A 22,959-nucleotide genomic window follows, 5' to 3' on the forward strand; every position below is an offset into this window, starting at 1 on the left:
GGCCTAAGCTCAAAGGCTATACAGGACGGATCCGAAAGCGATCTGGCGCCCATCGCTGACGAAATACTGAATCATGACCAGAATCAACGCCGCGACACACGCGAAAATCAACCCGTCGACCCGATCCATAACGCCGCCATGCCCCGGAATGAGACGGCTGGAATCCTTCACCCCAAAACGGCGCTTGATGAAGGATTCGAACAAGTCTCCCACCTGGCTGGCGACGGAGAGCACCAGCGCAATGATCGGAATGCGGAGATCTTGCAGTGAAAAATAAGCCATAAAGACGGCAACACCGGCAACAATGCCGCAAATTGTGCCACCGATGGCACCCGACCATGTCTTGCCGGGCGATATGCGTGGCGCGAGCTTCGGTCCACCGATCGCGCGGCCGGTAAAATAGGCGAAGATGTCGGTCGCCCAGACGACGGCAAAGACGAACAGCGTCGCCATCAAGCCAAGATCGTCGGCGCCGCGAAGGGCCGCAAGCGAAATGCCGGTCAGCCCGGCGTAGGCGATGCCACCCGGCAGCCACCAACTGGTCTTCTGCAGAAATACCCAAAGGACAGTGAGAACTACAAAAGCGGCCAGGACCGGAAGGCTGTAGCCGATATAGCCGGTCACGATCAGGCCGGCGATGATCACGACGGCCAGCCAGCCAACGGCATTGCCTTGGAAATCCCGCTCCTGGAGGTCCGTGATCGTCGACCACTCATAATAGACGAGCAGCGCAATCAGCGCCGACAGCAACTGAAACGCCAAACCGCCGAACCAGGTCGCCGCCAGTGTCACCGCTGCGAGGACCACGCCCGAAGCGATACGAAGCTTAAGTTCAGTCTGCATCAGGAACCGACCGCCAATGTGGGCTCGGCGACGCCGCCGAAGCGGCGCTCGCGGCAGGCGTATTTTTCAAGCGCCGCCAGGAACGTTTCGCGCGTAAAGTCCGGCCACAACTCGGGAACGAAGATCAGTTCCGAATAGGCGCCCTGCCAAAGAAGGAAATTCGAGAGACGCTCTTCGCCGCTGGTGCGGATGATCAGGTCCGGATCGGGAATGTCCGACGTGTCCAGCATCGCCGCGATACGCTCGGGGTTGATGTCTTCCGGCCGCAAGCGTCCTTCGGCGACTTCCGTCGCCAGCCGCCGCATGGCTCGTGTCATTTCGTCCCGGGCGCCGTAATTGAAGGCAATGACGAGCGTAATCCCGGTATTTGCCCGCGTCGTTTCCTCCGCCTCCACCAGCAACGGTAGAATGTCGCCTCTGAGGTTGGAGCGGTCACCGATGACTCGGATGCGGACATTCTCGCGGTGCAGATCGGCAAGATCCCGGCGGATGAAGGTCTTGAGCAGCCCCATCAGATCGCTGACTTCCGCCGCCGGCCTGCTCCAGTTTTCCGAGGAAAAGGCAAAAAGCGTGAGGTAGCGGATCCCCAAGTCGCCCGCCGTCTTGACGGCGGCGCGAACGGTCTCGACACCCTTGCGGTGCCCCATCGTGCGCGGCAGCCCACGCGCGTTCGCCCAACGCCCGTTGCCATCCATGATGATGGCAACATGTTCCGGAACGGTCGTGGAAGTGAGGTTTTGCATAAGGCGTCCGCGAAAGGAGACTCAGATCACGAGCAGAGCAGATCAGACCTGCATGATTTCCTTTTCCTTCTCGACGAGCAAGCGGTCGATATCGGAAATCGTTTCGTCGGTCATCTTTTGCACGCGCTCGGACTGAGAACGGCTGATATCCTGACCGATGTCGCCATCCTTTTCGGCTTTTTTCAGGTCGTCCATGCCGTCGCGGCGCACGTGGCGCACGGCGACCTTCGCCTTTTCGGCGTAGTCATGTGCCACTTTGACGAGCGACTTGCGGCGCTCTTCGTTGAGTTCCGGCAGCGGAATGCGCAGGTTCTGGCCGTCGATGATCGGATTGAGGCCGAGGTTCGATTCGCGAATGCCGCGATCCACAGCGCCGACCATCTGCTTGTCCCAGACCGAGACGGACAGCATGCGCGGCTCGGGAACCGTGATGTTCGCCACCTGGTTGAGCGGCACGCGCGAGCCGTAGGCTTCGACGGTCACCGGATCGAGAACGTTCGCCGACGCGCGGCCGGTACGGAGCGACGCGATATCGCTCTTGAATGCGGAAATGGCGCCATCCATGCGACGCTTCAGTTCCTTCAGGTCAACACCTTCACTCATGGTCGAAACTCCCGTTCTATCATTCGCCGGCCCGAGGGCCGTTCTGCAGCTTCTTAATTGTCTGTGACGATGGTCGCGCGACCGCCGCCGGTCAATATTTCCGCAAAGCCACCCTTCTCATGAATGGAGAAGACAACGATCGGAATGGCATTTTCGCGTGCAAGCGCGACGGCGGCAACATCCATGACAGCAAGCCCCTTCTCGAGGACTTCGCTGTGCGTCAGGCGGTCGAAGCGGGTCGCGTCCGGATCCTTCTTCGGGTCGGCGGAATAGATGCCATCGACCTGGGTGCCCTTGAAGATCGCCTGCGCGCCCATTTCGGCGGCACGAAGGGCGGCGGCAGAGTCGGTCGTGAAGAAGGGATTGCCCGTGCCGCCGGCGAAGATCACGACGCGGCCGAGGGAAAGATGGTGGAGCGTTGCGCGCTGCGAGAAGCTCTCGCAGATTTCCGGCATCGCGATTGCCGAGAGCACGACCGTATCGATGTCGAGCTTGCGCAGCGACGTTGCGAGCGCCAGCGCATTGATGACGGTTGCCAGCATGCCCATGTGGTCGCCGGTTACCCGGTCGCCGCCCTTGGAAGCGACGGCCACGCCGCGGAAGATGTTGCCGCCGCCGACAACCACGCCCACTTCGACGCCCATGGCGCGCGCTTCGGCGATATCTGCGGCGATCCGGTCAGCGACCGCCACATCGATGCCGAAGCCCTGGCTGCCCATGAGAGCTTCACCGGAGGCTTTGAGTAGAACGCGTTTGTAGAGTGGCTCGGCCGGCATCATCGCTCCTGAACAGATCGGCGCGCGTGCGCACGATGGCGGCGCACAGCGCATAAGGACACATTGCGCACCATGGTTTCAACCGCAACGGCGTATTTTCCGGCGGGTCCAGCGCATTGACGAAGCCGGATACACGAAGGGCACCGCGTTGTCACGCGATGCCCCAAGGTTTTCCCAATATGGGTGAAGAAATCAGCCCTTGGCGACGGCTGCAACTTCTGCAGCGAAGTCGGACTCTTCCTTCTCGACACCTTCGCCGAGCAGCAGGCGAGCCATGCCGGTGACTTCGATCGGTGCGCCAGCGAGCTTTTCAGCGTCCTTGACGGCCTGACCGACGGTGATTTCCGGGTTCATGACGAAGGCCTGCGACAGCAGAGCGACTTCTTCGAAGAACTTGCGCATGCGGCCTTCGACCATCTTTTCGATGATGTTGTCCGGCTTGCCCGAAGCGCGCGACTGTTCGATGAAGACGTTGCGTTCGCGCTCGGCAACAGCGGCGTCGACTTCGTCCGCACGGATCGCGAGCGGGTTGGTGGCAGCGATGTGCATGGCGATCTGACGGCCAACCGAGAAGAGAACTTCCTTGTCGCCGATCGACTTCAGGGCGACGAGAACACCGAGCTTGCCGATGCCGTCGCCGGCAGCGTTGTGGATGTAGGTGGCAACAACACCGTCTTCGACCTTGAGCAGGGCTGCGCGGCGAAGCGTCATGTTCTCGCCGATGGTGGCGATCGCGTCCTTGATGGTCTCGTCGACCGACTTGCCGGTTGCCGGGTAGTTTGCAGCCGCGATGGCTTCAACCGAGCCGTCGGTGGTCAGCGCTACATTGGCAACGCCGCGGACGAGTTCCTGGAAGGCTTCGTTGCGGGCAACGAAATCGGTCTCGGAGTTGATTTCGACGACGACAGCCTTGACGCCACCGCTGACAATACCGATGAGGCCTTCAGCAGCCGTGCGGCCCGACTTCTTGTCGGCCTTGGCGATGCCCTTGGCGCGCAGCCAGTCGATCGCAGCTTCCATGTCGCCGTTGGTTTCGGCGAGCGCCTTCTTGCAGTCCATCATGCCTGCGCCGGTCTTTTCGCGCAGTTCCTTCACCATTGCTGCAGTTACACTCATCTTATTGCCTCTTTGTCTGTTTGGTTGGCGCGCTGCCCTTGAGGGCGCGGTACCAGGAGGTGTGGCAGGGAATGGCTTTTCAATGTGACACCGTGATGACTGAACCATCACGGGGTTGCTCGGCTCCAAAGATCCGAACGGATCAGCGCCATCCCCGGCTGAAAAGAACAAGGCCGTTCAGATTTTCATCACAAACGGCCTTGTCCCGACATTTCATTGGGGGCGGCAGGCTTACCTGCCGCCAAGGCCCGATCAGGCGTCGGAGGCCTCGTCGAGCGCCGGCTCGACCGGAGCTTCGGCAGATGCGCCGAGGTCACGGCCCGATGCGCCCTGCTGACGTGCGATGCCGTCGATGGCAGCGCGTGCAATGAGGTCGCAGTAGAGAGCGATGGCGCGCGAAGCGTCGTCGTTGCCCGGGATCGGATAGTCGATCTGGTCCGGATCGCAGTTCGAGTCGATGACTGCGACAACCGGGATGCCGAGGCGCTTGGCTTCGTCGATCGCGATCGATTCCTTGTTGGTGTCGATGATGAACATCAGGTCCGGCGTGCCGCCCATGTCGCGGATACCGCCGAGAGCGCGGTTCAGCTTTTCGCGTTCGCGCTCGAGGTTCAGGCGTTCCTTCTTTGTGAAGCCCGAAGCTTCCGAAGAAAGGATTTCGTCGAGCTTGCGCAGGCGCTGGATCGAGTTCGAAATCGTCTTCCAGTTGGTCATCATGCCGCCGAGCCAGCGAGCGTTGACGTAGTACTGGGCCGAACGCTTGGCAGCGTCAGCGATGATTTCGGACGCCTGGCGCTTGGTGCCGACGAACAGAACGCGGCCGCCGTTGGCAACGGTGTCGCTGACGATCTGCAGGGCGCGCGACAGCATCGGCACGGTCTGTGCGAGGTCGATGATGTGAACGTTGTTGCGATCGCCGAAAATGTACGGCTTCATCTTCGGGTTCCAGCGGTGCGTCTGGTGGCCGAAGTGAACGCCAGCTTCCAGAAGCTGACGCATGCTAAAATCAGGCAATGCCATGCCTTTTCTCCTTTTCCGGTTGAACCTCCGCGAAGCGTCGAGCATGTCTTTCGACCGGCCCACCGGCGGAACGATCCGGATTTCTCCCGGAACATCCCAAGCTTCACGTGTGGAATGGGCAGCCCCTTAACGGCAACCGCCCGAGAAATCAAGCCGCAAACGCCGCTTTTTACCGCAATCGGCTATTTGCAGTCCTCGGATTTGAACACTTCGAGGTCCGCAAGCTTGCCGCTCAGGACGAAATCGCCGTAGTCCATCGTCAGGTCGCGGGTAATCCCGTTCTCGTAGAGCTTGAACGACATACGGTAGATCGGCAGCGCGTCGCCGCTCTTGTCATCGTTGAAATAGGAGATGGTCACCGGCCAATAATTGTCGCCGCTGAGCTTGCCCGCCTTGCCGGCATCCGGCTCATCCGCCGTGGGTTTGCGCGATTTGCCGACGAAGGTCGAGGTGATCAAGGTCTTGTCACCCGAATCGGAGCCGTCGAAGATGCGCGCCTCAAAGAGGCTCTCGCCTTTCTTCGCTCGCGAGATCACCTCCATCATGTGCGCCGTCGGAAACCGGCTCGCCGCAAGCTCGATTTCGCGCTTGTCCGGCGCGGTCAGCTCGACCTTAACGCCCGCTTTTTCCTCATGCGCCGTACCGCGCACTTCCTTGTCCAGCTTCTCATCGGTGAAGGAGCGGGTCAGGAAGCGGAAATTGCCATTCTTTAGATCTTCGTAGGTGGTCGTCTGCTGATCGGTCAGGCGCACTTCCTCGCCGGTATCGACCTGGGTGACGAAACGGAAGCTGACGGTATAGCCCGCGCAGGCCGAGCCATTGAACTCGTAGACCATGCGACCATACATTCCGGCAATGCCCGAACGATCCGATGCATCCTTGAGTTCGAGATCATAGACGGCGCGGTGCGGCACAAGGGCGTTTGCGTGTGCCGCCGTGCCGCCCGATACTGTCATGACGGCGAAACAGGCGCTGCCCAAAGTGACGAGACCGAAGCCTTTATGAAACATCCGTTTCCTCCTGTTGGACTCGCCGGCAATGCTATAAACAAGCGTTCGGCAGAAGCGAGGCGGCGTTCGCAGGAAAAAGCCGGTGCCCGCCGCGATCCGGCCTGAATGCAGGATTTTAACACAAAAGACAACAATGGAGCTTTCCATGTCTGCAGAGATCGAAGCGCGCCTCAAGGACCTCGGCGTCACACTTCCCCAGGCTGCGACCCCGGTTGCAAACTACGTGCCCTACGTCATCAGCGGCTCGATGCTCTACATCTCTGGACAGCTTCCGATGGAAGACGGCAAGGTCGCTGTGACCGGCATCGTCGGCAAGGATGTGGACGTGGCCCGTGCACAGCGCGCCGCCGAACTCTGCTCGATCAACATCCTCGCCCAGGCCAAGGCAGCACTCGGCGGCGATCTCGGTCGCATCCGACGCCTGGTGAAGATCAACGGCTTCGTCGCCTCGACACCGGAATTCGTCGAGCAGCATCTGGTCATCAACGGCGCATCCAATCTGCTTGCGACCGTGCTCGGTGAAGCCGGCAAGCACGCGCGTGCCGCCGTCGGCATGGCTTCCCTTCCCTTCAATGCCGCCGTCGAGATCGACGCCGTCATCGAAATCGCCTGACAGAGTGCCCGGCATGGCTGATATTTCCTGGCTGAAGGCCCAACCGATTGCCCATCGCGGCTATCACGACATGAACAAGCAGGTGTGGGAGAATACGCTTTCGGCCTTCTCCCGCGCCGTCGACGCCGGTTTCGCGATCGAATGCGATCTGCAGTATACCGCCGACAGCATTCCGGTCGTCTTCCACGATGACGATACCGAGCGACTGTGCGGGATCAAGGGCGACGTTCGCGCGCGCACCGCCGGCGAACTCGGCCTGATGGCGATCGGCGGCACGAAGGACAAGGTGCCGACGTTGACGCAGATGCTGCGCCTGGTTGCCGGCAAGGTGCCGCTCGTCATCGAGCTCAAGGGCCGCAAGGGCGACGACGAGGGCTTTGCCGCCGCCGTGCTCGAAACGCTCGAAGGCTACAAGGGCCACGTTGCGCTGATGAGCTTCGATCACTGGCTGCTCAAGGACCTGAAGGCGCTCGACGCGCCCTACCCGCTGGGCCTCACCGCGGAAGGTGCCAATCCGGAGACCTTCTTCGTGCATGAGGAAGCGATGCAGCTCGGGCTCGATTTCATCTCCTACCACTACGGCCACCTGCCGAACTCGTTCATCACCAAGGAACGGACGCTCGGCAAGACGATCATCACCTGGACCGTGCGCGACCGGCAGGCCGAAGCCTACACGTTTGCCCATGCGGATCAGATGACCTTCGAGGGTTTCGACCCGCGGGAGGCCCTGGTTTCCTAAGGTAATGTCAGACGCCGTCACCCTCCGCATCGCGCAATCCTTCACCGATATACCGGCGGCACGCTGGAATGTGCTGTCCGGTGCATCGAAGGCGTTTCCTGGCAGCGTCTACAATCCCTTCCTCTCGTATGCCTATCTCTCGGCGCTCGAGGAGTCCGGGTCGGCGACGGCCAAGACCGGCTGGCTCGGCCAGCATCTGTTGCTTGAAGGCGGCGACGGGCAATTGCGCGGCGGCCTCGTCTGCTATCTGAAGAACCACAGCCAGGGCGAATACGTTTTCGACCACGGCTGGGCCGATGCCTTCGAGCGCGCCGGCGGCCGCTACTATCCGAAACTGCAAAGTTCCATCCCCTTCACGCCTGCGACCGGACCACGGCTGCTTTCGGCACCGGATGAAAACACGAACGCCGTTCAGGATGCGCTTGCCGCGGGCCTGAAAGAGCTTGCCCGCAGACACGATGTCTCTTCGGCACATGTGACTTTCGTTCCCGAAGCCGAGATCCCTGCGCTTGAGCGCGCCGGGTTCATGCACCGCACAGACCAGCAGTTCCACTTCACCAATGAAGGCTATGGCTCCCACGCCGATTTTCTGGAGACCCTTGCCTCACGCAAACGCAAGGCGCTGAAGAAGGAGCGCAGGGCTGCGCTCGAAAACGGGATTTCGATCGACTGGCTGACCGGCAGCGACCTGACGGAATCGATCTGGGACGAGTTCTTCGCCTTCTACATGGACACCGGCGGACGCAAATGGGGCCGCCCCTATCTGACGCGCGCGTTCTATTCGCTCATTGGCGAGCGCATGGCCGACGATATCCTGCTGGTGATGGCACGCCGCAACGGCCGCTACATCGCCGGCGCGATCAACTTCATCGGCGGCGATGCGCTCTACGGTCGCCACTGGGGCTGCATCGAGGATCAGCCGTTCCTGCATTTCGAAGTCTGCTATCACCAGGCGATCGATTTCGCGATCGCCAAGGGGCTGAAACGGGTCGAGGCTGGCGCCCAGGGCGAACACAAGCTTGCGCGCGGCTACATGCCCGTCACCACCCATTCCGCCCATTTCATCACACATCCGGGACTGGCCCGCGCTGTCGGCGACTATCTTCAGCGCGAGCGCAGGGATGTGGAGGAAACGGGCGAGTTTCTTGCCGAACACGGACCTTTCCGCAAAGGTGAACGGCAGGACGACTGACCCCCTTTTCGTGAAGGCCGGCTTCATTACACGAGGAAGAACAATGAGCTACGACGACAACAACATTTTCGCCAAGATCCTGCGCGGCGAAATTCCCTCGCACCGCGTCTACGAGGACGACGCGACGATCGCCTTCATGGATGTCATGCCGCAGGCCGAAGGCCATCTGCTCGTGGTGCCGAAATCCCCTTCGCGCAACCTGCTCGACGCCGATGCAGCAACGCTGCCGGCGCTGATTGCCACCGTACAGAAGCTGGCCGTTGCCGCCAAGGAAGCTTTCGACGCCGATGGTGTGACGATCATGCAGTTCAACGAAGCACCGGCCGGACAATCGGTGTTCCACCTGCACTTCCACGTCATTCCGCGGCAAGCAGGCGTGCCGCTGAAGCCGCATTCCGGCACGATGGAAGACGGCGCCGTTCTGGCTGCCAATGCCGAAAAGGTTCGGCAGGCGCTCTGATCGCGCTCATACTATCCGCGCAGGAGCCAGGGAGCCGGCGACGCGCCGGCTCTTTAACCGACGGTCAGGTGAAAGCACCTCACCCGGCCTAAAAACCCAACCACCACAGGCCCAGCGCCAACGCGGCAATCGCTGACGCGATCCCGATCGCCGGTTTTCTTCCGAACAGGAAGAAGGCGGCCGCCCCGAGCGCGACGGCACCTGCGCGCAGCCAGAGCGGGGATTGTTCGAGTACGCCGGTCGGATAGAGGATAAGCTTGGCGATGACCGCTGCGACCAGCGCGGTCGCAACCGCCCTCACCCAGTTCAGCGCCTCGGAATCATCGCGCAGCCTGTTGCCTGTGATGACACCCAACCAGCGCCAGATGTCGGTCGCCAGCCAGCCGGCAATCGCGATGAAGACATAGGCCCACCAACCATCCTGCCAGGTCATGCTCCCACCTCCTTGCGGCGCCGCCAGAGGCGCTCGATGAGCCAGGCAAGCGTGCCGCCGACGAGGCCGGCGAGCAGGATGTCGAATTCCGGAAACAGCCAGTAGAACAGCGGCCCGCCTGCAAGACCGAAGAGCAACGCCACATAGACGACGGGATGGCGCGCCGAATGCCAGATCGAGGCGAGAAAGTAGACCGGCGTCAGGAAGAAAAGGCAGCCGGCAACGATCGGCGGGAAATCGGCGACGAAGTGGTAGACGACAGCGACGAGCAGCATGTTTGCCGCCACCAGCGTGATGCCAAAGCCCGCGAAAAACGCGACGCGCCGCTCGCGCGGCACGTGCGGCACCTTCTCCATCGCGAAAACCCAGGCGGTGATCGCGACGAAATGCGACAGGAAGAGCAGAAGCCAAGTCGGCGTGCGCGACCCGCGCAGCTCCGGTATCAGCGCGGCGACCATCGGCATCAGCCGTACGGACGACAGCGAGACCGCGAGGAACGCGGTCGCGAGCCCGGCTCCGCTCATCATCGAACTGACGAGAATGACCTTGGCCGGAAGCGCCCAGACCATGCCGACCATGAAGACCACCTGCTCGACCGGAATGCCGGCCTGAGCCGTCAGCGAACAGAAGCCGACAAAGGACAACATCAGAATGAAGGCCGGCAGGCTGAAAATGCCGCGCATGCCTTTCCCGAACCAGGCGAGCGAAGATTGCTCGTCTTCTTCTCTCTTCATCGGCGATTCCGGATTGTTTTCAACTCGACTACGACCACCCCGGATCGAATCGTCCGGGATCAGCATGACCGAATATAGGCTATCAGACCGGCACGCGGACGAAAAACCACGCAGGCTCTTCTCATTTCTTCTTTAAAGAAAAACGGTGCCGGATGGTTTGCATCCGGCACCGTCGAACGTGTCTTGCGGGGGCTACTTCTTGCGCGGCACCTTCGGCACCGTGCGGCCCTTTCTGGGAGCCGCGTCGCCCGCCCCGGCCTCGTCATCCGTTGACGCCTTGGCGGCAGCCTTCTTCGGCTTGGACTTCGGCGCAGGCTCGGCGCCCACCTCTTCCTTGTCCTCGGCCTTTTTCGGCTTGGCGGCCTTCATCGCCGGGCGGGATACTTCCGCCTTCGGCTTGATTGGCGTCGTCTCAGGAACGGCATCGAGCAGCAGGCCCTTGGTGCCATCGGCCTTCGTGCCGATCGTCACCTTGACGACCCCGCCCTTCTTCAGCTTGCCGAAGAGGATTTCATCGGCGAGCGGCTTCTTGATGTTTTCCTGGATGACACGCGACAGCGGTCGCGCGCCCATCTTCTCGTCGTAGCCCTTTTCGGCAAGCCAGGCGATCGCCTCCGGCGCGAGGTCGAAGGTGACGTTGCGCTCGGCAAGCTGGGTTTCAAGCTGCATGACGAACTTCTGAACCACCTGGTGGATAACCGGTGTCGGCAGCGAAGCAAACGGAATGACCGCATCCAGACGGTTGCGGAATTCCGGCGTGAACAGGCGGTTCAGCGCCTCTTCGTCTTCGCCCGTACGCTTGGAAGAACCGAAGCCGATGGCGGCCCGGGCCATTTCCGATGCGCCGGCATTGGTCGTCATGATCAGGATGACGTTGCGGAAGTCGATCTTCTTGCCGTTGTGATCCGTCAGCGAGCCATGGTCCATGACCTGCAGCAGGATGTTGAACAGGTCCGGATGCGCCTTCTCGATCTCGTCGAGCAGCAGCACGCAATGCGGGTGCTGATCGACGCCATCGGTCAAGAGGCCGCCCTGGTCGAAGCCGACATAGCCGGGAGGTGCACCGAGCAGGCGCGAAACCGTATGCCGCTCCATGTATTCCGACATGTCGAAGCGCAGGAGCTCGACGCCGAGCGAGGTCGCAAGCTGCTTGGCGACTTCCGTCTTGCCGACGCCGGTCGGGCCGGAGAAGACGTAGCAGCCGATCGGCTTGTTCGGTTCGCGCAGGCCGGCACGCGCCAGCTTGATCGACGAAGCGAGCGCCTCGATCGCCAGGTCCTGGCCGTAGACGACCGAGCGCAGCTCTCGCTCGAGATTGGCAAGCACGGCCTCGTCGTCCTTGGAGACGGTCTTCGGCGGGATGCGCGCCATCGTCGCGATCGTCGCCTCGATCTCCTTCTCGGTGATCAGCTTGCGGCGCTTGCTGGCGGGCAGAAGCATCTGTGCGGCACCGGATTCATCGATCACGTCGATCGCCTTGTCCGGCAGCTTGCGGTCGTTGATGTAGCGGGCCGAAAGCTCGACCGCGGCCTTGATCGCCTCGTTCGAGTATTTCAGGTGATGATATTCCTCGTAATAAGGCTTCAGCCCCTTCATGATCTCGATCGCGTCGGCAATCGTCGGCTCGTTCACGTCGATCTTCTGGAAACGGCGGACCAGCGCCCGATCCTTCTCGAAGAACTGGCGGTATTCCTTGTAGGTGGTCGAACCGATGCAGCGGATCGCGCCGGAGGAAAGCGCCGGCTTCAAAAGGTTGGATGCATCCATCGCGCCGCCGGACGTAGCTCCGGCGCCGATGACCGTATGGATCTCGTCGATGAAGAGCACGGCGCCCGGATAGTCCTCGAGCTCCTTGACGACCTGCTTCAACCGTTCTTCGAAATCGCCACGGTAGCGCGTGCCGGCAAGAAGCGTGCCCATGTCGAGCGAGAAGATCGTCGCATCCTGCAACGCTTCCGGCACCTTCTTTTCGATGATGCGCTTGGCAAGGCCTTCGGCGATCGCCGTCTTGCCGACGCCGGGGTCCCCGACATAGAGCGGATTGTTCTTCGAGCGGCGGCACAGCACCTGGATGGTGCGGTTCACCTCGGCGTGACGGCCGATCAGCGGGTCGATCTTGCCGGATTTCGCCTTCTCATTGAGGTTGACGCAATAGGCGGTCAGCGCGTCCTGCTGCTTCTTGGCGCTGGCCTCTTCGTTGTCGCGCGCGGGCTTCTGCTCGCTCTCATGATCGTCAGAGCCACGCACAGGACGGGACTCAGAGCTGCCGGGCCGCTTGCCGATGCCGTGCGAAATGAAGTTGACCGCGTCGTAGCGGGTCATCTCCTGCTCCTGCAGGAAATAGGCTGCGTGACTTTCGCGCTCGGCGAAGATCGCGACCAGCACGTTGGCGCCGGTCACTTCCTCGCGGCCGGACGATTGCACGTGGATCACCGCCCGCTGGATCACGCGCTGGAACCCGGCCGTCGGCTTGGAATCTTCGTCGTAGCCGGTCACGAGGTTCGACAGTTCGTTGTCGACGTAATCGGTTACGGTCTTGCGCAGCGTCTCAAGATTGACGTTGCAGGCGCCCATCACGGCCGCCGCGTCGGCATCGTCGATCAATGCCAGAAGCAGATGCTCGAGCGTAGCGTATTCGTGGTGGCGCTCGTTGGCAAAAGTCAGTGCCTGGTGCAGCGCCTTTTCGAGGCTGGGCGAAAATGTTGGCACGTTAGTTCCTCATTTCTTTTCCATGACGCATTGCAACGGATGCTGATGCTGCCGGGCGAAGTCCATCACCTGCGTCACCTTGGTTTCGGCGACCTCATAGGTGAAGACGCCGCACTCTCCCACACCGTGATTGTGGACGTGGAGCATGATGCGGGTCGCCTCTTCCGGGTTCTTTTGAAAGAAGCGCTCCAGAATATGGATGACAAATTCCATCGGCGTGTAATCGTCATTCAAAAGCAGAACACGATACAAACTTGGCTTCTTGGTCTTCGGCTTGGTACGCGTGATGACGGACGTGCTGCGGTTGTTGCCGTTCCCCTCATCATCGCTACCTTGCTGCATCCGGACCGGCATGGCGATCATTCTTGTCAGTTCCTTGTACAGTAGCGACCCATCGAACTCGGCCGCAGCCTGCTTGCCCTTTATCTAATGGTTCGTTTTCAGATTTTAAGACCGAACCAACACACTGCAATCATAATCGCACGTTGACCGGCAAGATTGATCAACTTTCTTTGGGCTGCGCACAGCTTATGCGAAAAACAAAAAGGCCGGTCGCAAGCGCTGCGACCGGCCTTTTTGTTGAGAAATTGTTTTAGCCGGTGATCAGGCTGCTGCAGCGGCGGCCTTAACTGCTGCCGTTGCCTTGGCAACTGGCGCTTCGTAGGGCTTGTAGGCGTCCTTGGCGAGGTCGGCATACATTTCGCCGATCTTCGTTGCTTCGGCGACAAAGCCTTCGTAGCTCGACTTCACGAAGTTGGTCTGCAGTTCGAAAGCAGCCTCGACGCTCTTGACGCTGGTCAGCTTTTCGACATGCGCGACGCTGTCCTCGAAGGACTTCTTCGAAAAGTCGGCAGCTTCGGTCGCGATAGCCTGGAGACCCTTGGTCCAAGCGGAATAGCTCTTCACAGCCACATCAATGGCTTCCTTGCTCTTCTTGTTTGCATCGTCGAAGTTGAACATCCGGTGTCTCCTTGGTGACGGCCTGATCTGGAGGCTTCAGTTTATGTGCACTGCACAAAAAGTCAAGACGAGTGTGCGATGCAATAAAATACAACAGATGCAACAACTTGATGAAATATCGCGGTCCGGCATGAAATTTCTTGCCGCGCTCGCTACAGCCGCAAGATAAGCACTAGCGAGCAATTGCCCAGCAAGACATCAACATCCCGCACAAAACAATAAACCCCGAAAATCCCATGGATTTTCGGGGTTTATACTGAAAGCGTCCGGCGTCGCGACTTAGAGGTCGATGTCGAGGATCGCCATGGAGAAGTTGTAGGAAAGCTCGCCGTCTTCCTCATCGCGGAAGACCACACCGAGGAACTCGTCACCGAGATAGACTTCAGCGGACTCGTCCTTCTTCGGGCGAGCCTTGACGACCATCTGCTGATTGAAGGTGCGCTTGAAGTAGGCTTCAAGCTTGCGGATTTCTTCGGGCTTCAAAACACGTCTCCGTAGCCGTTTAAACTGTGCGGCGCTTCTCGCACGCTGCATCGGCGGGTGTAAACCCCTCGAAAGAGGCTACACACCGGTTCCCGCATGTCAGATATCGAAGCTGGCAAGGATCTGGTCCATCTGGCGCGACGGCTCGGAACAGCCGGCCTCGCCCACGACCTTTGCCGGCACGCCGGCGACCGTCGACTTCGGCGGCACCGGTTTCAGTACGACCGAACCCGCAGCGACGCGCGAGCAGTGCCCGATATGGATATTGCCGAGGATCTTGGCGCCGGCGCCAATCAGCACGCCATCGGCGATCTTCGGGTGGCGATCGCTGCCTTCCTTGCCCGTGCCGCCGAGCGTCACGCCGTGCAGGATCGAGACGTTGTCACCAATGACCGCGGTCTCGCCGACGACAAGGCCGGTGGCATGATCAAGGAAGATGCCGCGGCCGATGCGGGCGGCGGGGTTGATGTCCGTCTGGAAGACGCTCGACGCCCGGCTCTGCAGGTAGAAGGCGAAATCCTTGCGGCCGCGCTTCAATAGCCAATGCGCCAGGCGATGCGTCTGGATCGCATGGAAGCCCTTGAAATAGAGCACCGGCTCGATGAAGCGGGTGCAGGCGGGGTCACGGTCGTAGACGGCCTGGATGTCGACACGCAGAATGGTGCCCCATTCCGGCCAGTCCTCCAGCATCTCCGAGAAGGTCTGGCGCAAAAGGTTTGCCTGCAGATCCGGGTGATCCAGCCTTTCGCAGATGCGGTAGATCACGCTTTCTTCGAGAGAGTGCTGATTGACCACGGTGGAATAGAGGAAGGCCGCGAGCATTGGGTCTTGCTCGGCGGCAATCCGGGCTTCTTCGCGCAGGCTATTCCAGATCGGGTCCATCACTTGCAGCGCTTCTGCCTGGCGAAGTTCGGTCTTGGCGACCATCGTCGCTCTCCTTCCTTGTCCGTGCCTGCCATCACTATAGGGGAAATCAGGCGTGACTTAAATGGCGTCTGGCGGCAATGACGATACGCTAGATGCGATCGATCTCTGCCAAAAATTCAAGCACCGCTTTCTTGAAAACCCGGTCGCCGACGGCGAGCATATGGTCGCGACCCGGAATGTCGAGCGCACGCGCACGCGGCATCAGCGCTGCCAGTTCCTGCGCCGATCCGGCGATGTCATCGGTCGTCCCGACGCCGATCAGCGTCGGCTGCTCGATGCGCGCCATATCCTGTGCCGTCAGCAGATCCCGCGAGGTCGAGATACAGGCGGCAAGCGCCTGCCGGTCGCTCTTGGTCTGGTCGGCAAAGGCGCGGAACATGCGCCCGCGCGCATGGGTCACGTCGTCAAGCGACGGCGCCACCAGAGCGTCGGCAATCGGATCCCAATCCCCTACCCCCGACACCATGCCGATGCCGAGGCCGCCGAAGACCAGCGAGCGCACGCGGTCGGGATGCGCGAGCGCCAGGAAGGCCGAGATGCGAGCGCCCATCGAATAGCCCATAACATGAGCCTCGGCGATCCCGAGATGCCCAAGCAATGCGGCGGCGTCATCCGCCATCTGCTGAGGGTGGTAGAGTTCCGGGTCGTAGGGCTTGCTGCTCTTGCCATGACCGCGATTGTCGAGCGCGATGACGCGGTAGCCGGCGTCACCCAGCGTCTTCAGCCAACCCGGGAAAACCCAGTTGACGTTGGCGCTGGAGGCAAAGCCGTGAATGAGCAGAACGGGCGCGCCGGACGGGTCGCCCTCGTCGAAGAAGGCGATCTCCAGACCGTCATGATTGAAACGGGAAAACGGCGGCGGGGTGAGATCCATCTATTCATCCTCGGGCATATCGATCCGGCGCAACCTAGTTCGTCGCCTTGGCGGGCGAAACCCCGCACCGGCAAAAACCACAACTGCGGCAGCTTTGCCGCTACACATTTCCGGCAAAGCTGACTATGGTGCCGCCAAATTTGACCTTCAGACTTGCATTCATCGGAGCATGACATGGCCGGCCACAGCATCCCGCATTTCCAGAACGACGGCGGACATCAGGCAATCGAAATCGGCGTCAAGGAATTCATGTGCACCGGCGCATCCATTCCCTACGATCACCCGCACATCTTCATCGACATGGGTGACGACAACGAGAAGGTCTGCTCCTACTGCTCTACGCTCTATCGCTACAATCCGAAGCTGAAGGCGACCGAAACCAATCCCCCCGGCTGCCTCTTCGCCCATAAAGCCGCCTGATAAGCGACGATGTCGCGCCCCGTCGCGATCATCGGCGCCGGCATCGGCGGCCTCACGGCTGCCCTATGCCTTGCCCGGCGCGGCTTCGACGTCGATATCATCGAGCGGGCGACGGCACTGACCGAGGTCGGTGCCGGCCTGCAGCTCTCACCGAACGCCTCCCGCATCCTCATCGAGCTCGGCCTACTGACGCAGCTTGAGAGCGTATGGACGGAGCCCGAGCGCATCGGGCTCGTTGACGGCCGCTCTCTGCGCGCTCTTGCCAGCGTACCGGCCGGGACCTTCGCGCGCCGCCGCTGGCATGCGCCCTATGCCGTTCTCCACCGCGCCAGCCTTCAGAGAATCCTGCTTCAGGCCGTTCAATCCGAATCGCGCTGCCGTCTCCACCTCGGATGCCAGATTGACAAGCCCGGGGACCAGGAGATCGCGGCGGTGACGGGACGCATGCCGGACGTCGTCATCGGCGCCGACGGCATCTGGTCGCGGCTGCGCGAGATCGTGCCCGCCGCCGGCCGTGTCCGGTTCTCGGGCAATATCGCCTGGCGCATGACGCTTGCAGGCGACGTTGCCGCGGGCGTGCTCAACCGCGGTGAGGTCACCGCCTTCCTCGGCCCGCGCGCCCACCTCGTTGCCTATCCTCTGCGGGACGTCGGCGGTTTCAATCTCGTCGCCATCATCGAGGGCAAGGAGACCGACGCGATCTGGGTCGGCAAGGATTCGGACGCGCGGCGCCAGGATTGCCTCAACGCCTTTTCCGATTGGAGCCCAGGCATCCGCTCGCTTCTCGATAAGGCCGTGGCGCCCACCTACTGGCCGCTCTGCACCGTCGACGGCGGCGCCTGGCATGATGGTCAAAAAACAGTGCTGATCGGCGACGCGGCCCATGCGATGACGCCCTTTGCGGCGCAAGGTGCGGCCATGGCCATCGAGGACGCATCCGCGCTTGCGGCTTGCCTGTCTGAAAACCTCAGCGTCGCGGATTCCTTGCGGAAATTCGAGGCGCTTCGCAGGCCACGCATCGCGCGCGTCCGCCGCCGTGCGGCCTTCAACCATTTCGCCTATCACGCCCGCGGCCCGGTGCGTATCGGCCGCGACATGGTGTTGAAGCTCAAGGGGCCCGACGCGCTCGCAGCCGACCTCGACTGGCTCTACGGCTACGGGGCGCCGGAGCACTGAGAAGCGACGGCCATTCACCGCGATCCGTTCGATAAACTGCCGGCGCGCGAAAGATCTAGTCCAGAAAAGCAGAACGCCGCGGATGACCGCGGCGTCCGTCATTGCCTTCGTCAAACGGCGTTTGCCGCAGCCAGGCCCGCTTCGATGTCGCGCCGGATATCCGGCACGTCCTCAAGGCCGATCTGCAGGCGCAGAACCGGACCTTCGGTCGGCGCCAGCGCCACCTTGCGATCTCCGAGACCGACATGGAGCGCGAGGCTTTCGAAACCGCCCCAGGAATAGCCGAGCCCGAACAATCTCAGCGCATCGAGGAAGGCGTGCGCCTTGGCCTTGAAGCGGTCAGGGCTCTCCGCCTCCAGCACGAAGGAGAAGATGCCGCTCGCGCCGGTGAAATCGCGCTTCCAGAGCTCGTGGCCGGGGAAGCTCGGCAGCGCCGGATGCAGCACGCGAGCGACTTCCTCGCGTGTTTCCAGCCATTTCGCCAGCGTCAGGGCGCTTTCCTGGTGCCGCTCGAGACGGATGCCCATGGTGCGAAGGCCACGCAGGATCTGGTAGCTGTCATCGGGCGAGACGCAGACGCCGAGCGTCACCATGGCCTCTGTCAGGGCCGGCCAGTGCTCGGCATTGGCCGAAACGGTACCGAAGAGCACGTCCGAATGGCCGGACGGATATTTGGTCGCCGCATGGATCGACACATCGACGCCATGGTCGAGCGGCTTGAAGTAGACGGGCGTCGCCCAGGTATTGTCCATGGTGACGATGCAGCCGTGGCGATGGGCGGCATCGGCGATCGCGCGGATGTCCTGCATTTCGAAGGTGTTCGATCCCGGTGCTTCGGTGTGTACCAGGCGCGTGTTGTGGCGGATCAGGCTCTCGATCGCAGCGCCGATCATCGGATCGTAGTATTCGACGGTGACGCCAAGACGCTTCAGCATCGTGTCGCAGAAATGGCGCGTCGGGAAGTAGACCGAATCGACGATCAAGGCGTGGTCGCCGGCCGAGAGATAGGCGAGGAACGGCACCGTGACCGCCGCCAGCCCCGACGGCACGAGGATCGTTCCGGCGGCCCCTTCGAGCTCGTTGATCGCGTCGCAGAGCGCGTCCGTGGTCGGCGTTCCGCGGGTGCCGTAGGTGTACTTCTGCGCCCGCGTCTCCATGGTCTTGGCGTTCGGGAACAGCACCGTGGAGGCGTGCACAACCGGCGGATTGACGAAGCCGAAGTAATCGGAGGGGTTGTTGCCGCTATGGGCGAGACGCGTGTTGATGCCTGCCTTGCCGTTCACATTGCCACTGTCTGCCATTGCTCATTCCGCTTCTAGATTTCGAATGCAAAACTCTTCGAACGAGCCACAATCGCGGTCAAGTGGCAAAAATCATGAAGCGTCGTTTTGACCGTCGCGAGGCCACTTCTGGCGAATTTTCCGCCAGAGCGTGCTTCACACCCCCAAGATCTGCCTAACTTTCTGGCTTGTTTCGAGTTTTTCACATGCAAAACCAGAAAATCGGCGGCCTCTCTTGACCCTCATGGAAATTGAGCATGAGATAGCCGACACTCGCGCCAGGAGGGTGGCGGAGGCTCACCGCGCTAGGAGACGCGACGGTGCAGACTGGAACTAACGACAACAGAAAAAGGTTCTAAAAATGGCAAAAAGAATTCTGACAGCTCTCGTTGGCGCTGCTGTCATGGGGATTGGCACACAGGCGGCTTCGGGCGCTACTCTTGATGACGTCAAAGCCAAGGGCTTTGTCCAGTGCGGCGTGAACACCGGTCTCGCCGGCTTCGCAGCGCCGGATGCTTCGGGCAACTGGAGCGGATTCGACGTAGACTACTGCAAGGCAATCGCCGCCGCGATCTTCGCGGATGGCAGCAAGGTGAAGTACACCCCGACCTCCGCCAAGGAACGCTTCCCGGCGCTGCAGTCGGGCGAAGTCGACGTGCTTGCCCGTAACACCACCTGGACGATCAACCGCGACACCGCGCTCGGCTTCAACTTCCGCCCGGTCAACTACTATGACGGCCAAGGCTTCATGGTTCGCAAGGGCCTGAACGTCAAATCCGCGCTGGAGCTTTCGGGCGCCGCTGTCTGCGTGCAGACGGGCACCACCACCGAGCTCAACCTCGCCGACTACTTCAAGTCGAACAACCTGCAGTACAATCCGGTCGTTTTCGAAAAGCTTGAAGAAGTCAACGCCGCCTATGACGCCGGCCGTTGCGACGTCTACACGACCGACCAGTCCGGCCTTTATTCGCTGCGTCTGACGCTGTCGAAGCCAGACGATCACATGATCCTGCCGGAAATCATCTCGAAGGAGCCGCTCGGCCCGGCCGTGCGCCAGGGTGACGACCAGTGGTTCGATATCGTCAGCTGGGTTCATTATGCGCTGATCCAGGCTGAAGAGTTCGGCGTCACCCAGGCCAACGTCGAAGAAATGAAGAAGTCCACCAACCCGGACGTACAGCGCTTCCTCGGCGTCGAAGCTGACTCGAAGATCGGCACCGACCTCGGCCTCACCAACGAATGGGCCGTGAACGTGATCAAGGCCGTCGGAAACTACGGCGAAGTCTTCGACCGCAACATCGGCGCCGGCAGCCCGCTCAAGATCGAGCGCGGCCTCAACGCGCTGTGGAACAAGGGCGGCATCCAGTACGCTCCGCCGGTCCGCTAAAGCGAACCGAAAATACCGGGGAAGCGGACAACCGCTTCCCCATCCCAACGATAAAAACACCCAAAAGGGTGAAAAGGGGAAAGAGGCATTGCATGGCGATTGGCGTCACAACTACGCCTGAGAAATCGAAACCTTCGGGGTCGATCATCAACGACCCGCAGGTCCGCGGCATCTTTTATCAGGTTATTACCGTCGTCCTACTCGGGGCCTTCGTCTATTGGGTGGCCGACAACACGATCGAGAATCTCAAACGGGCGAACATCGCTTCCGGTTACGGCTTCCTCAATGGACGCGCCGGTTTTGACGTCGGGCAGTCGCTGATCGCCTATACCAGCGATTCCACCTATCAGCGCGCACTTGTCGTCGGCCTGCTCAACACATTGCTGGTCGCCGTCTGCGGTATTTTTACCGCCACCATCATCGGCTTTGCAGTCGGGATCGGCCGCCTGTCGCACAACTGGTTGATCGCCAAGCTGTCGCTCGCCTATGTCGAGATCTTCCGCAACATCCCGCCGCTGCTGGTCATCTTCTTCTGGTACAGCGGCGTCCTGGCGATCCTGCCGCAGCCGCGTGAATCGGCAGCACTGCCGCTCAACATGTTCCTCAACAACCGCGGCCTTGCCTTTCCCAAGCCGATCTTTGGCGACGGTTCGCTGTACACGGTTCTAGCCTTTGTCCTCGCGATCGTCGCCAGCTTCCTCCTGGCACGCTATGCGCGCAAGAAGCAGGAGGCCACCGGACAGCGTTTCCCGGTTCTTTGGGCGTCTCTCGGGCTGATCATCGGTCTGCCGTTGTTGGTCTTCCTTGCCACGGGATCGCCGATCACCTTCGACGTCCCCGTCGCCGGCAAATTCAACCTCACCGGCGGCTCGGTCATCGGACCGGAATTCCTGTCGCTGTTCCTGGCGCTCTCGTTCTACACGGCCGCCTTCATAGCCGAGATCGTGCGTGCCGGCATCCGCGGCGTATCCAAGGGGCAGACGGAAGCCGCGCACGCGCTCGGTGTCCGCCCCGGCCTGACGACACGACTGGTGGTGGTTCCGCAAGCGCTCCGGATCATCATTCCGCCGCTCACCAGCCAGTATCTGAACCTTACCAAGAACTCGTCGCTCGCCGTTGCGATCGGTTACGCGGATCTTGTCGCCGTCGGTGGCACCATCCTCAACCAGACAGGACAATCGATAGAGATCGTCACGATCTGGATCGTCGTCTACCTGTCGCTGAGCCTTGCGACGTCGCTGTTCATGAACTGGTTCAATGCCCGCATGGCCCTGGTGGAGAGATAAGATCATGAACACACACCAGGCAACTTTTGTCCGTACCTCGATGATCGAAGGGTCCGCCCCGCCGGTCGCCGAAGGTGGCATCGTCCATTGGCTGCGCGAAAACCTGTTCGCGACGCCAAAGGATGCGGTGCTCACCATCGTCAGCCTGCTTGCGCTTGCGTGGCTCGTGCCTCCGGCCATCCAGTGGCTCTTCATCGACGCCGCCTGGACCGGCGGCGGCCGTGGCGTTTGCGCCACGGTTGCTCAAGGAGGCTCGCAGCCGGATGGCTGGAGCGGTGCGTGCTGGGCCTTCGTCAACGCAAAACTCGACCAATTCGCCTACGGCCGCTACCCGCTCGATGAGCGTTGGAGACCGACGCTGGTCGGCATCCTCTTCGTGCTTTTCCTCATTCCGATGTTGATCCCGAAGGCTCCCTTCAAGGGCATCAACGCCATCCTGCTCTTCGCCGTGCTGCCGATCATTTCCTTGATCCTGCTTCCCGGCGGCTGGTTCGGACTGACCTACGTCGAGACGCCGCTCTGGGGCGGTCTGATGGTGACGCTCATCCTTTCGTTCGTCGGCATTGCCGTGTCGTTGCCACTCGGCATTCTTCTGGCTCTGGGGCGGCGATCGCATATGCCTGTGATCAAGATGCTTTGCACCGCCTTCATCGAACTGGTGCGCGGCATCCCTCTGATTACCGTGCTCTTCATGGCGAGCGTCATGCTGCCACTGTTCCTGCCGCAGGGCGTCACCTTCGACAAGTTCTTGCGTGCACTGATCGGCGTGTCGTTCTTTGCCTCGGCCTACATGGCCGAAGTGGTGCGCGGCGGCCTCCAGGCTATCCCGAAGGGGCAGTATGAGGGCGCAGATTCCCTCGGTCTCAGCTTCTGGCAGAAGATGAACCTCATCGTGCTGCCACAGGCGCTGAAGCTCGTGATTCCGGGCATCGTCAACACCTTCATCGGCCTCTTCAAGGACACGTCACTGGTGTCGATCATCGGCATGTTCGACCTGCTCGGCATCGTCCGCTTCAACTTTACCGACGCCAACTGGGCCTCTTCGGTGACGCCGATCTCAGGGCTAATTTTCGCTGGCTTCATATTCTGGCTTTTCTGCTTTGGTATGTCGCGCTATTCAGGTTTCATGGAACGCGTGCTCGACACGGCCCATAAACGATAAAATGAGGGGAGGA

General features: G+C 61.2%; 25 protein-coding genes. 9 read left to right on the top strand and 16 right to left on the bottom strand.

Translation table 11 applies throughout. The annotated features are described in order from the left end of the window. Positions 1-9: 9 nt before the first annotated feature. From IB263_RS23190 to IB263_RS23220, 7 genes are all read right to left on the bottom strand, one after another. Positions 10-843 carry a phosphatidate cytidylyltransferase gene (locus tag IB263_RS23190; RefSeq protein ID WP_060585288.1) on the bottom strand — a complete coding sequence of 278 codons (834 nt, stop codon included), beginning with the start codon at positions 841-843 and terminating at the stop codon, positions 10-12. Then, positions 843-1,586 carry an isoprenyl transferase gene (locus IB263_RS23195; RefSeq protein ID WP_060585290.1) on the bottom strand — a complete coding sequence of 248 codons (744 nt, stop codon included), beginning with the start codon at positions 1,584-1,586 and terminating at the stop codon, positions 843-845. The genes IB263_RS23190 and IB263_RS23195 overlap by 1 nt, the downstream gene beginning before the upstream one ends. A 42-nt stretch (positions 1,587-1,628) precedes the next feature. Then, positions 1,629-2,189, bottom strand: a complete 561-nt coding sequence (gene frr, locus IB263_RS23200; RefSeq protein WP_034796704.1) for a ribosome recycling factor — start codon at positions 2,187-2,189, stop codon at positions 1,629-1,631. A 53-nt stretch (positions 2,190-2,242) separates the two neighbouring features. Further along, on the bottom strand, positions 2,243-2,965 hold the full coding sequence (gene pyrH / locus IB263_RS23205; protein ID WP_192439071.1) for a UMP kinase: 723 nt from the start codon (positions 2,963-2,965) through the stop codon (positions 2,243-2,245). A gap of 192 nt (positions 2,966-3,157) precedes the next feature. Then, positions 3,158-4,081 (bottom strand): translation elongation factor Ts, encoded by a 924-nt coding sequence (gene tsf, locus IB263_RS23210; protein ID WP_034796708.1) that lies wholly within the window; start codon positions 4,079-4,081, stop codon positions 3,158-3,160. 252 nt (positions 4,082-4,333) lie between these two features. Continuing rightward, positions 4,334-5,101, bottom strand: coding sequence for a 30S ribosomal protein S2 (rpsB, locus tag IB263_RS23215; protein ID WP_034796710.1), 768 nt, complete (start codon positions 5,099-5,101; stop codon positions 4,334-4,336). A 182-nt stretch (positions 5,102-5,283) separates the two neighbouring features. Continuing rightward, the gene (locus IB263_RS23220; protein ID WP_060607468.1) at positions 5,284-6,111 is read right to left on the bottom strand and encodes a cell envelope integrity EipB family protein; all 828 of its coding nucleotides are present in this window, start codon (positions 6,109-6,111) and stop codon (positions 5,284-5,286) included. A gap of 145 nt (positions 6,112-6,256) precedes the next feature. Between IB263_RS23220 and IB263_RS23225 the strand changes: the two genes are divergently transcribed. Genes IB263_RS23225 through IB263_RS23240 form a run of 4 tightly spaced genes read left to right on the top strand, consistent with a single transcriptional unit; the run spans position 6,257 to position 9,115 of the window. Beyond that, positions 6,257-6,724, top strand: coding sequence for a RidA family protein (locus tag IB263_RS23225; protein WP_043622203.1), 468 nt, complete (start codon positions 6,257-6,259; stop codon positions 6,722-6,724). A 13-nt stretch (positions 6,725-6,737) separates the two neighbouring features. Further along, complete coding sequence (locus IB263_RS23230; protein ID WP_060585298.1) at positions 6,738-7,463, top strand: glycerophosphodiester phosphodiesterase; 726 nt, start codon at positions 6,738-6,740, stop codon at positions 7,461-7,463. Positions 7,464-7,467: 4 nt separating this feature from the next. Beyond that, entirely contained in the window at positions 7,468-8,655 is a 1,188-nt protein-coding gene (locus tag IB263_RS23235; RefSeq protein ID WP_192439072.1) for a GNAT family N-acetyltransferase, read from the top strand. A 43-nt stretch (positions 8,656-8,698) separates the two neighbouring features. Continuing rightward, positions 8,699-9,115, top strand: a complete 417-nt coding sequence (locus tag IB263_RS23240) for an HIT family protein (RefSeq protein ID WP_034796718.1) — start codon at positions 8,699-8,701, stop codon at positions 9,113-9,115. Between the two features lie 88 nt (positions 9,116-9,203). Here the strand turns inward: IB263_RS23240 and IB263_RS23245 are convergent, their stop codons facing one another. From IB263_RS23245 to IB263_RS23280, 8 genes are all read right to left on the bottom strand, one after another. Continuing rightward, positions 9,204-9,548 carry an AzlD domain-containing protein gene (locus IB263_RS23245; protein WP_034796719.1) on the bottom strand — a complete coding sequence of 115 codons (345 nt, stop codon included), beginning with the start codon at positions 9,546-9,548 and terminating at the stop codon, positions 9,204-9,206. Continuing rightward, on the bottom strand, positions 9,545-10,282 hold the full coding sequence (locus tag IB263_RS23250) for an AzlC family ABC transporter permease (protein WP_060607501.1): 738 nt from the start codon (positions 10,280-10,282) through the stop codon (positions 9,545-9,547). Before IB263_RS23250 ends, IB263_RS23245 begins: the two co-directional genes overlap by 4 nt. Positions 10,283-10,474: 192 nt before the next feature. Then, positions 10,475-12,991, bottom strand: a complete 2,517-nt coding sequence (gene clpA / locus IB263_RS23255; protein WP_034796722.1) for an ATP-dependent Clp protease ATP-binding subunit ClpA — start codon at positions 12,989-12,991, stop codon at positions 10,475-10,477. A 9-nt stretch (positions 12,992-13,000) separates the two neighbouring features. Next, on the bottom strand, positions 13,001-13,354 hold the full coding sequence (gene clpS, locus IB263_RS23260) for an ATP-dependent Clp protease adapter ClpS (protein ID WP_043622145.1): 354 nt from the start codon (positions 13,352-13,354) through the stop codon (positions 13,001-13,003). A gap of 240 nt (positions 13,355-13,594) precedes the next feature. Next, on the bottom strand, positions 13,595-13,951 hold the full coding sequence (locus tag IB263_RS23265) for a phasin family protein (RefSeq protein WP_034796735.1): 357 nt from the start codon (positions 13,949-13,951) through the stop codon (positions 13,595-13,597). 279 nt (positions 13,952-14,230) lie between these two features. Continuing rightward, the gene (locus IB263_RS23270) at positions 14,231-14,434 is read right to left on the bottom strand and encodes a DUF3126 family protein (RefSeq protein ID WP_034796738.1); all 204 of its coding nucleotides are present in this window, start codon (positions 14,432-14,434) and stop codon (positions 14,231-14,233) included. Between the two features lie 99 nt (positions 14,435-14,533). Then, a complete protein-coding gene (gene cysE / locus IB263_RS23275; protein ID WP_034796741.1) occupies positions 14,534-15,361 on the bottom strand; it encodes a serine O-acetyltransferase in 828 nt (275 codons plus the stop codon). An 88-nt stretch (positions 15,362-15,449) separates the two neighbouring features. Then, the gene (locus IB263_RS23280) at positions 15,450-16,235 is read right to left on the bottom strand and encodes an alpha/beta fold hydrolase (protein WP_112976429.1); all 786 of its coding nucleotides are present in this window, start codon (positions 16,233-16,235) and stop codon (positions 15,450-15,452) included. A 174-nt stretch (positions 16,236-16,409) separates the two neighbouring features. On the opposite strand from IB263_RS23280, the gene IB263_RS23285 reads away from it, so the two are divergent. Next, positions 16,410-16,655 (top strand): zinc-finger domain-containing protein, encoded by a 246-nt coding sequence (locus IB263_RS23285; protein WP_057255736.1) that lies wholly within the window; start codon positions 16,410-16,412, stop codon positions 16,653-16,655. A 9-nt stretch (positions 16,656-16,664) separates the two neighbouring features. Then, complete coding sequence (locus IB263_RS23290; protein ID WP_192439073.1) at positions 16,665-17,831, top strand: FAD-dependent monooxygenase; 1,167 nt, start codon at positions 16,665-16,667, stop codon at positions 17,829-17,831. A 110-nt stretch (positions 17,832-17,941) separates the two neighbouring features. Here IB263_RS23290 and IB263_RS23295 read toward each other — a convergent pair whose 3' ends face one another. Then, positions 17,942-19,132, bottom strand: coding sequence for a cystathionine beta-lyase (locus tag IB263_RS23295; protein WP_192439074.1), 1,191 nt, complete (start codon positions 19,130-19,132; stop codon positions 17,942-17,944). Positions 19,133-19,472: 340 nt separating this feature from the next. On the opposite strand from IB263_RS23295, the gene IB263_RS23300 reads away from it, so the two are divergent. The 3 genes from IB263_RS23300 to IB263_RS23310 all read left to right on the top strand — a co-directional run bounded on the left by IB263_RS23300 (position 19,473) and on the right by IB263_RS23310 (position 22,946). Then, a complete protein-coding gene (locus IB263_RS23300) occupies positions 19,473-20,498 on the top strand; it encodes an amino acid ABC transporter substrate-binding protein (RefSeq protein ID WP_034796750.1) in 1,026 nt (341 codons plus the stop codon). A gap of 92 nt (positions 20,499-20,590) precedes the next feature. Further along, entirely contained in the window at positions 20,591-21,784 is a 1,194-nt protein-coding gene (locus IB263_RS23305; protein WP_060585310.1) for an amino acid ABC transporter permease, read from the top strand. A gap of 4 nt (positions 21,785-21,788) precedes the next feature. Further along, complete coding sequence (locus IB263_RS23310) at positions 21,789-22,946, top strand: amino acid ABC transporter permease (RefSeq protein ID WP_034796753.1); 1,158 nt, start codon at positions 21,789-21,791, stop codon at positions 22,944-22,946. Positions 22,947-22,959: the final 13 nt, after the last annotated feature.

Origin of the sequence: Ensifer sp. ENS03 (genome assembly GCF_014852035.1) — a bacterium.
GTDB classification, from domain to species: domain Bacteria; phylum Pseudomonadota; class Alphaproteobacteria; order Rhizobiales; family Rhizobiaceae; genus Ensifer; species Ensifer adhaerens.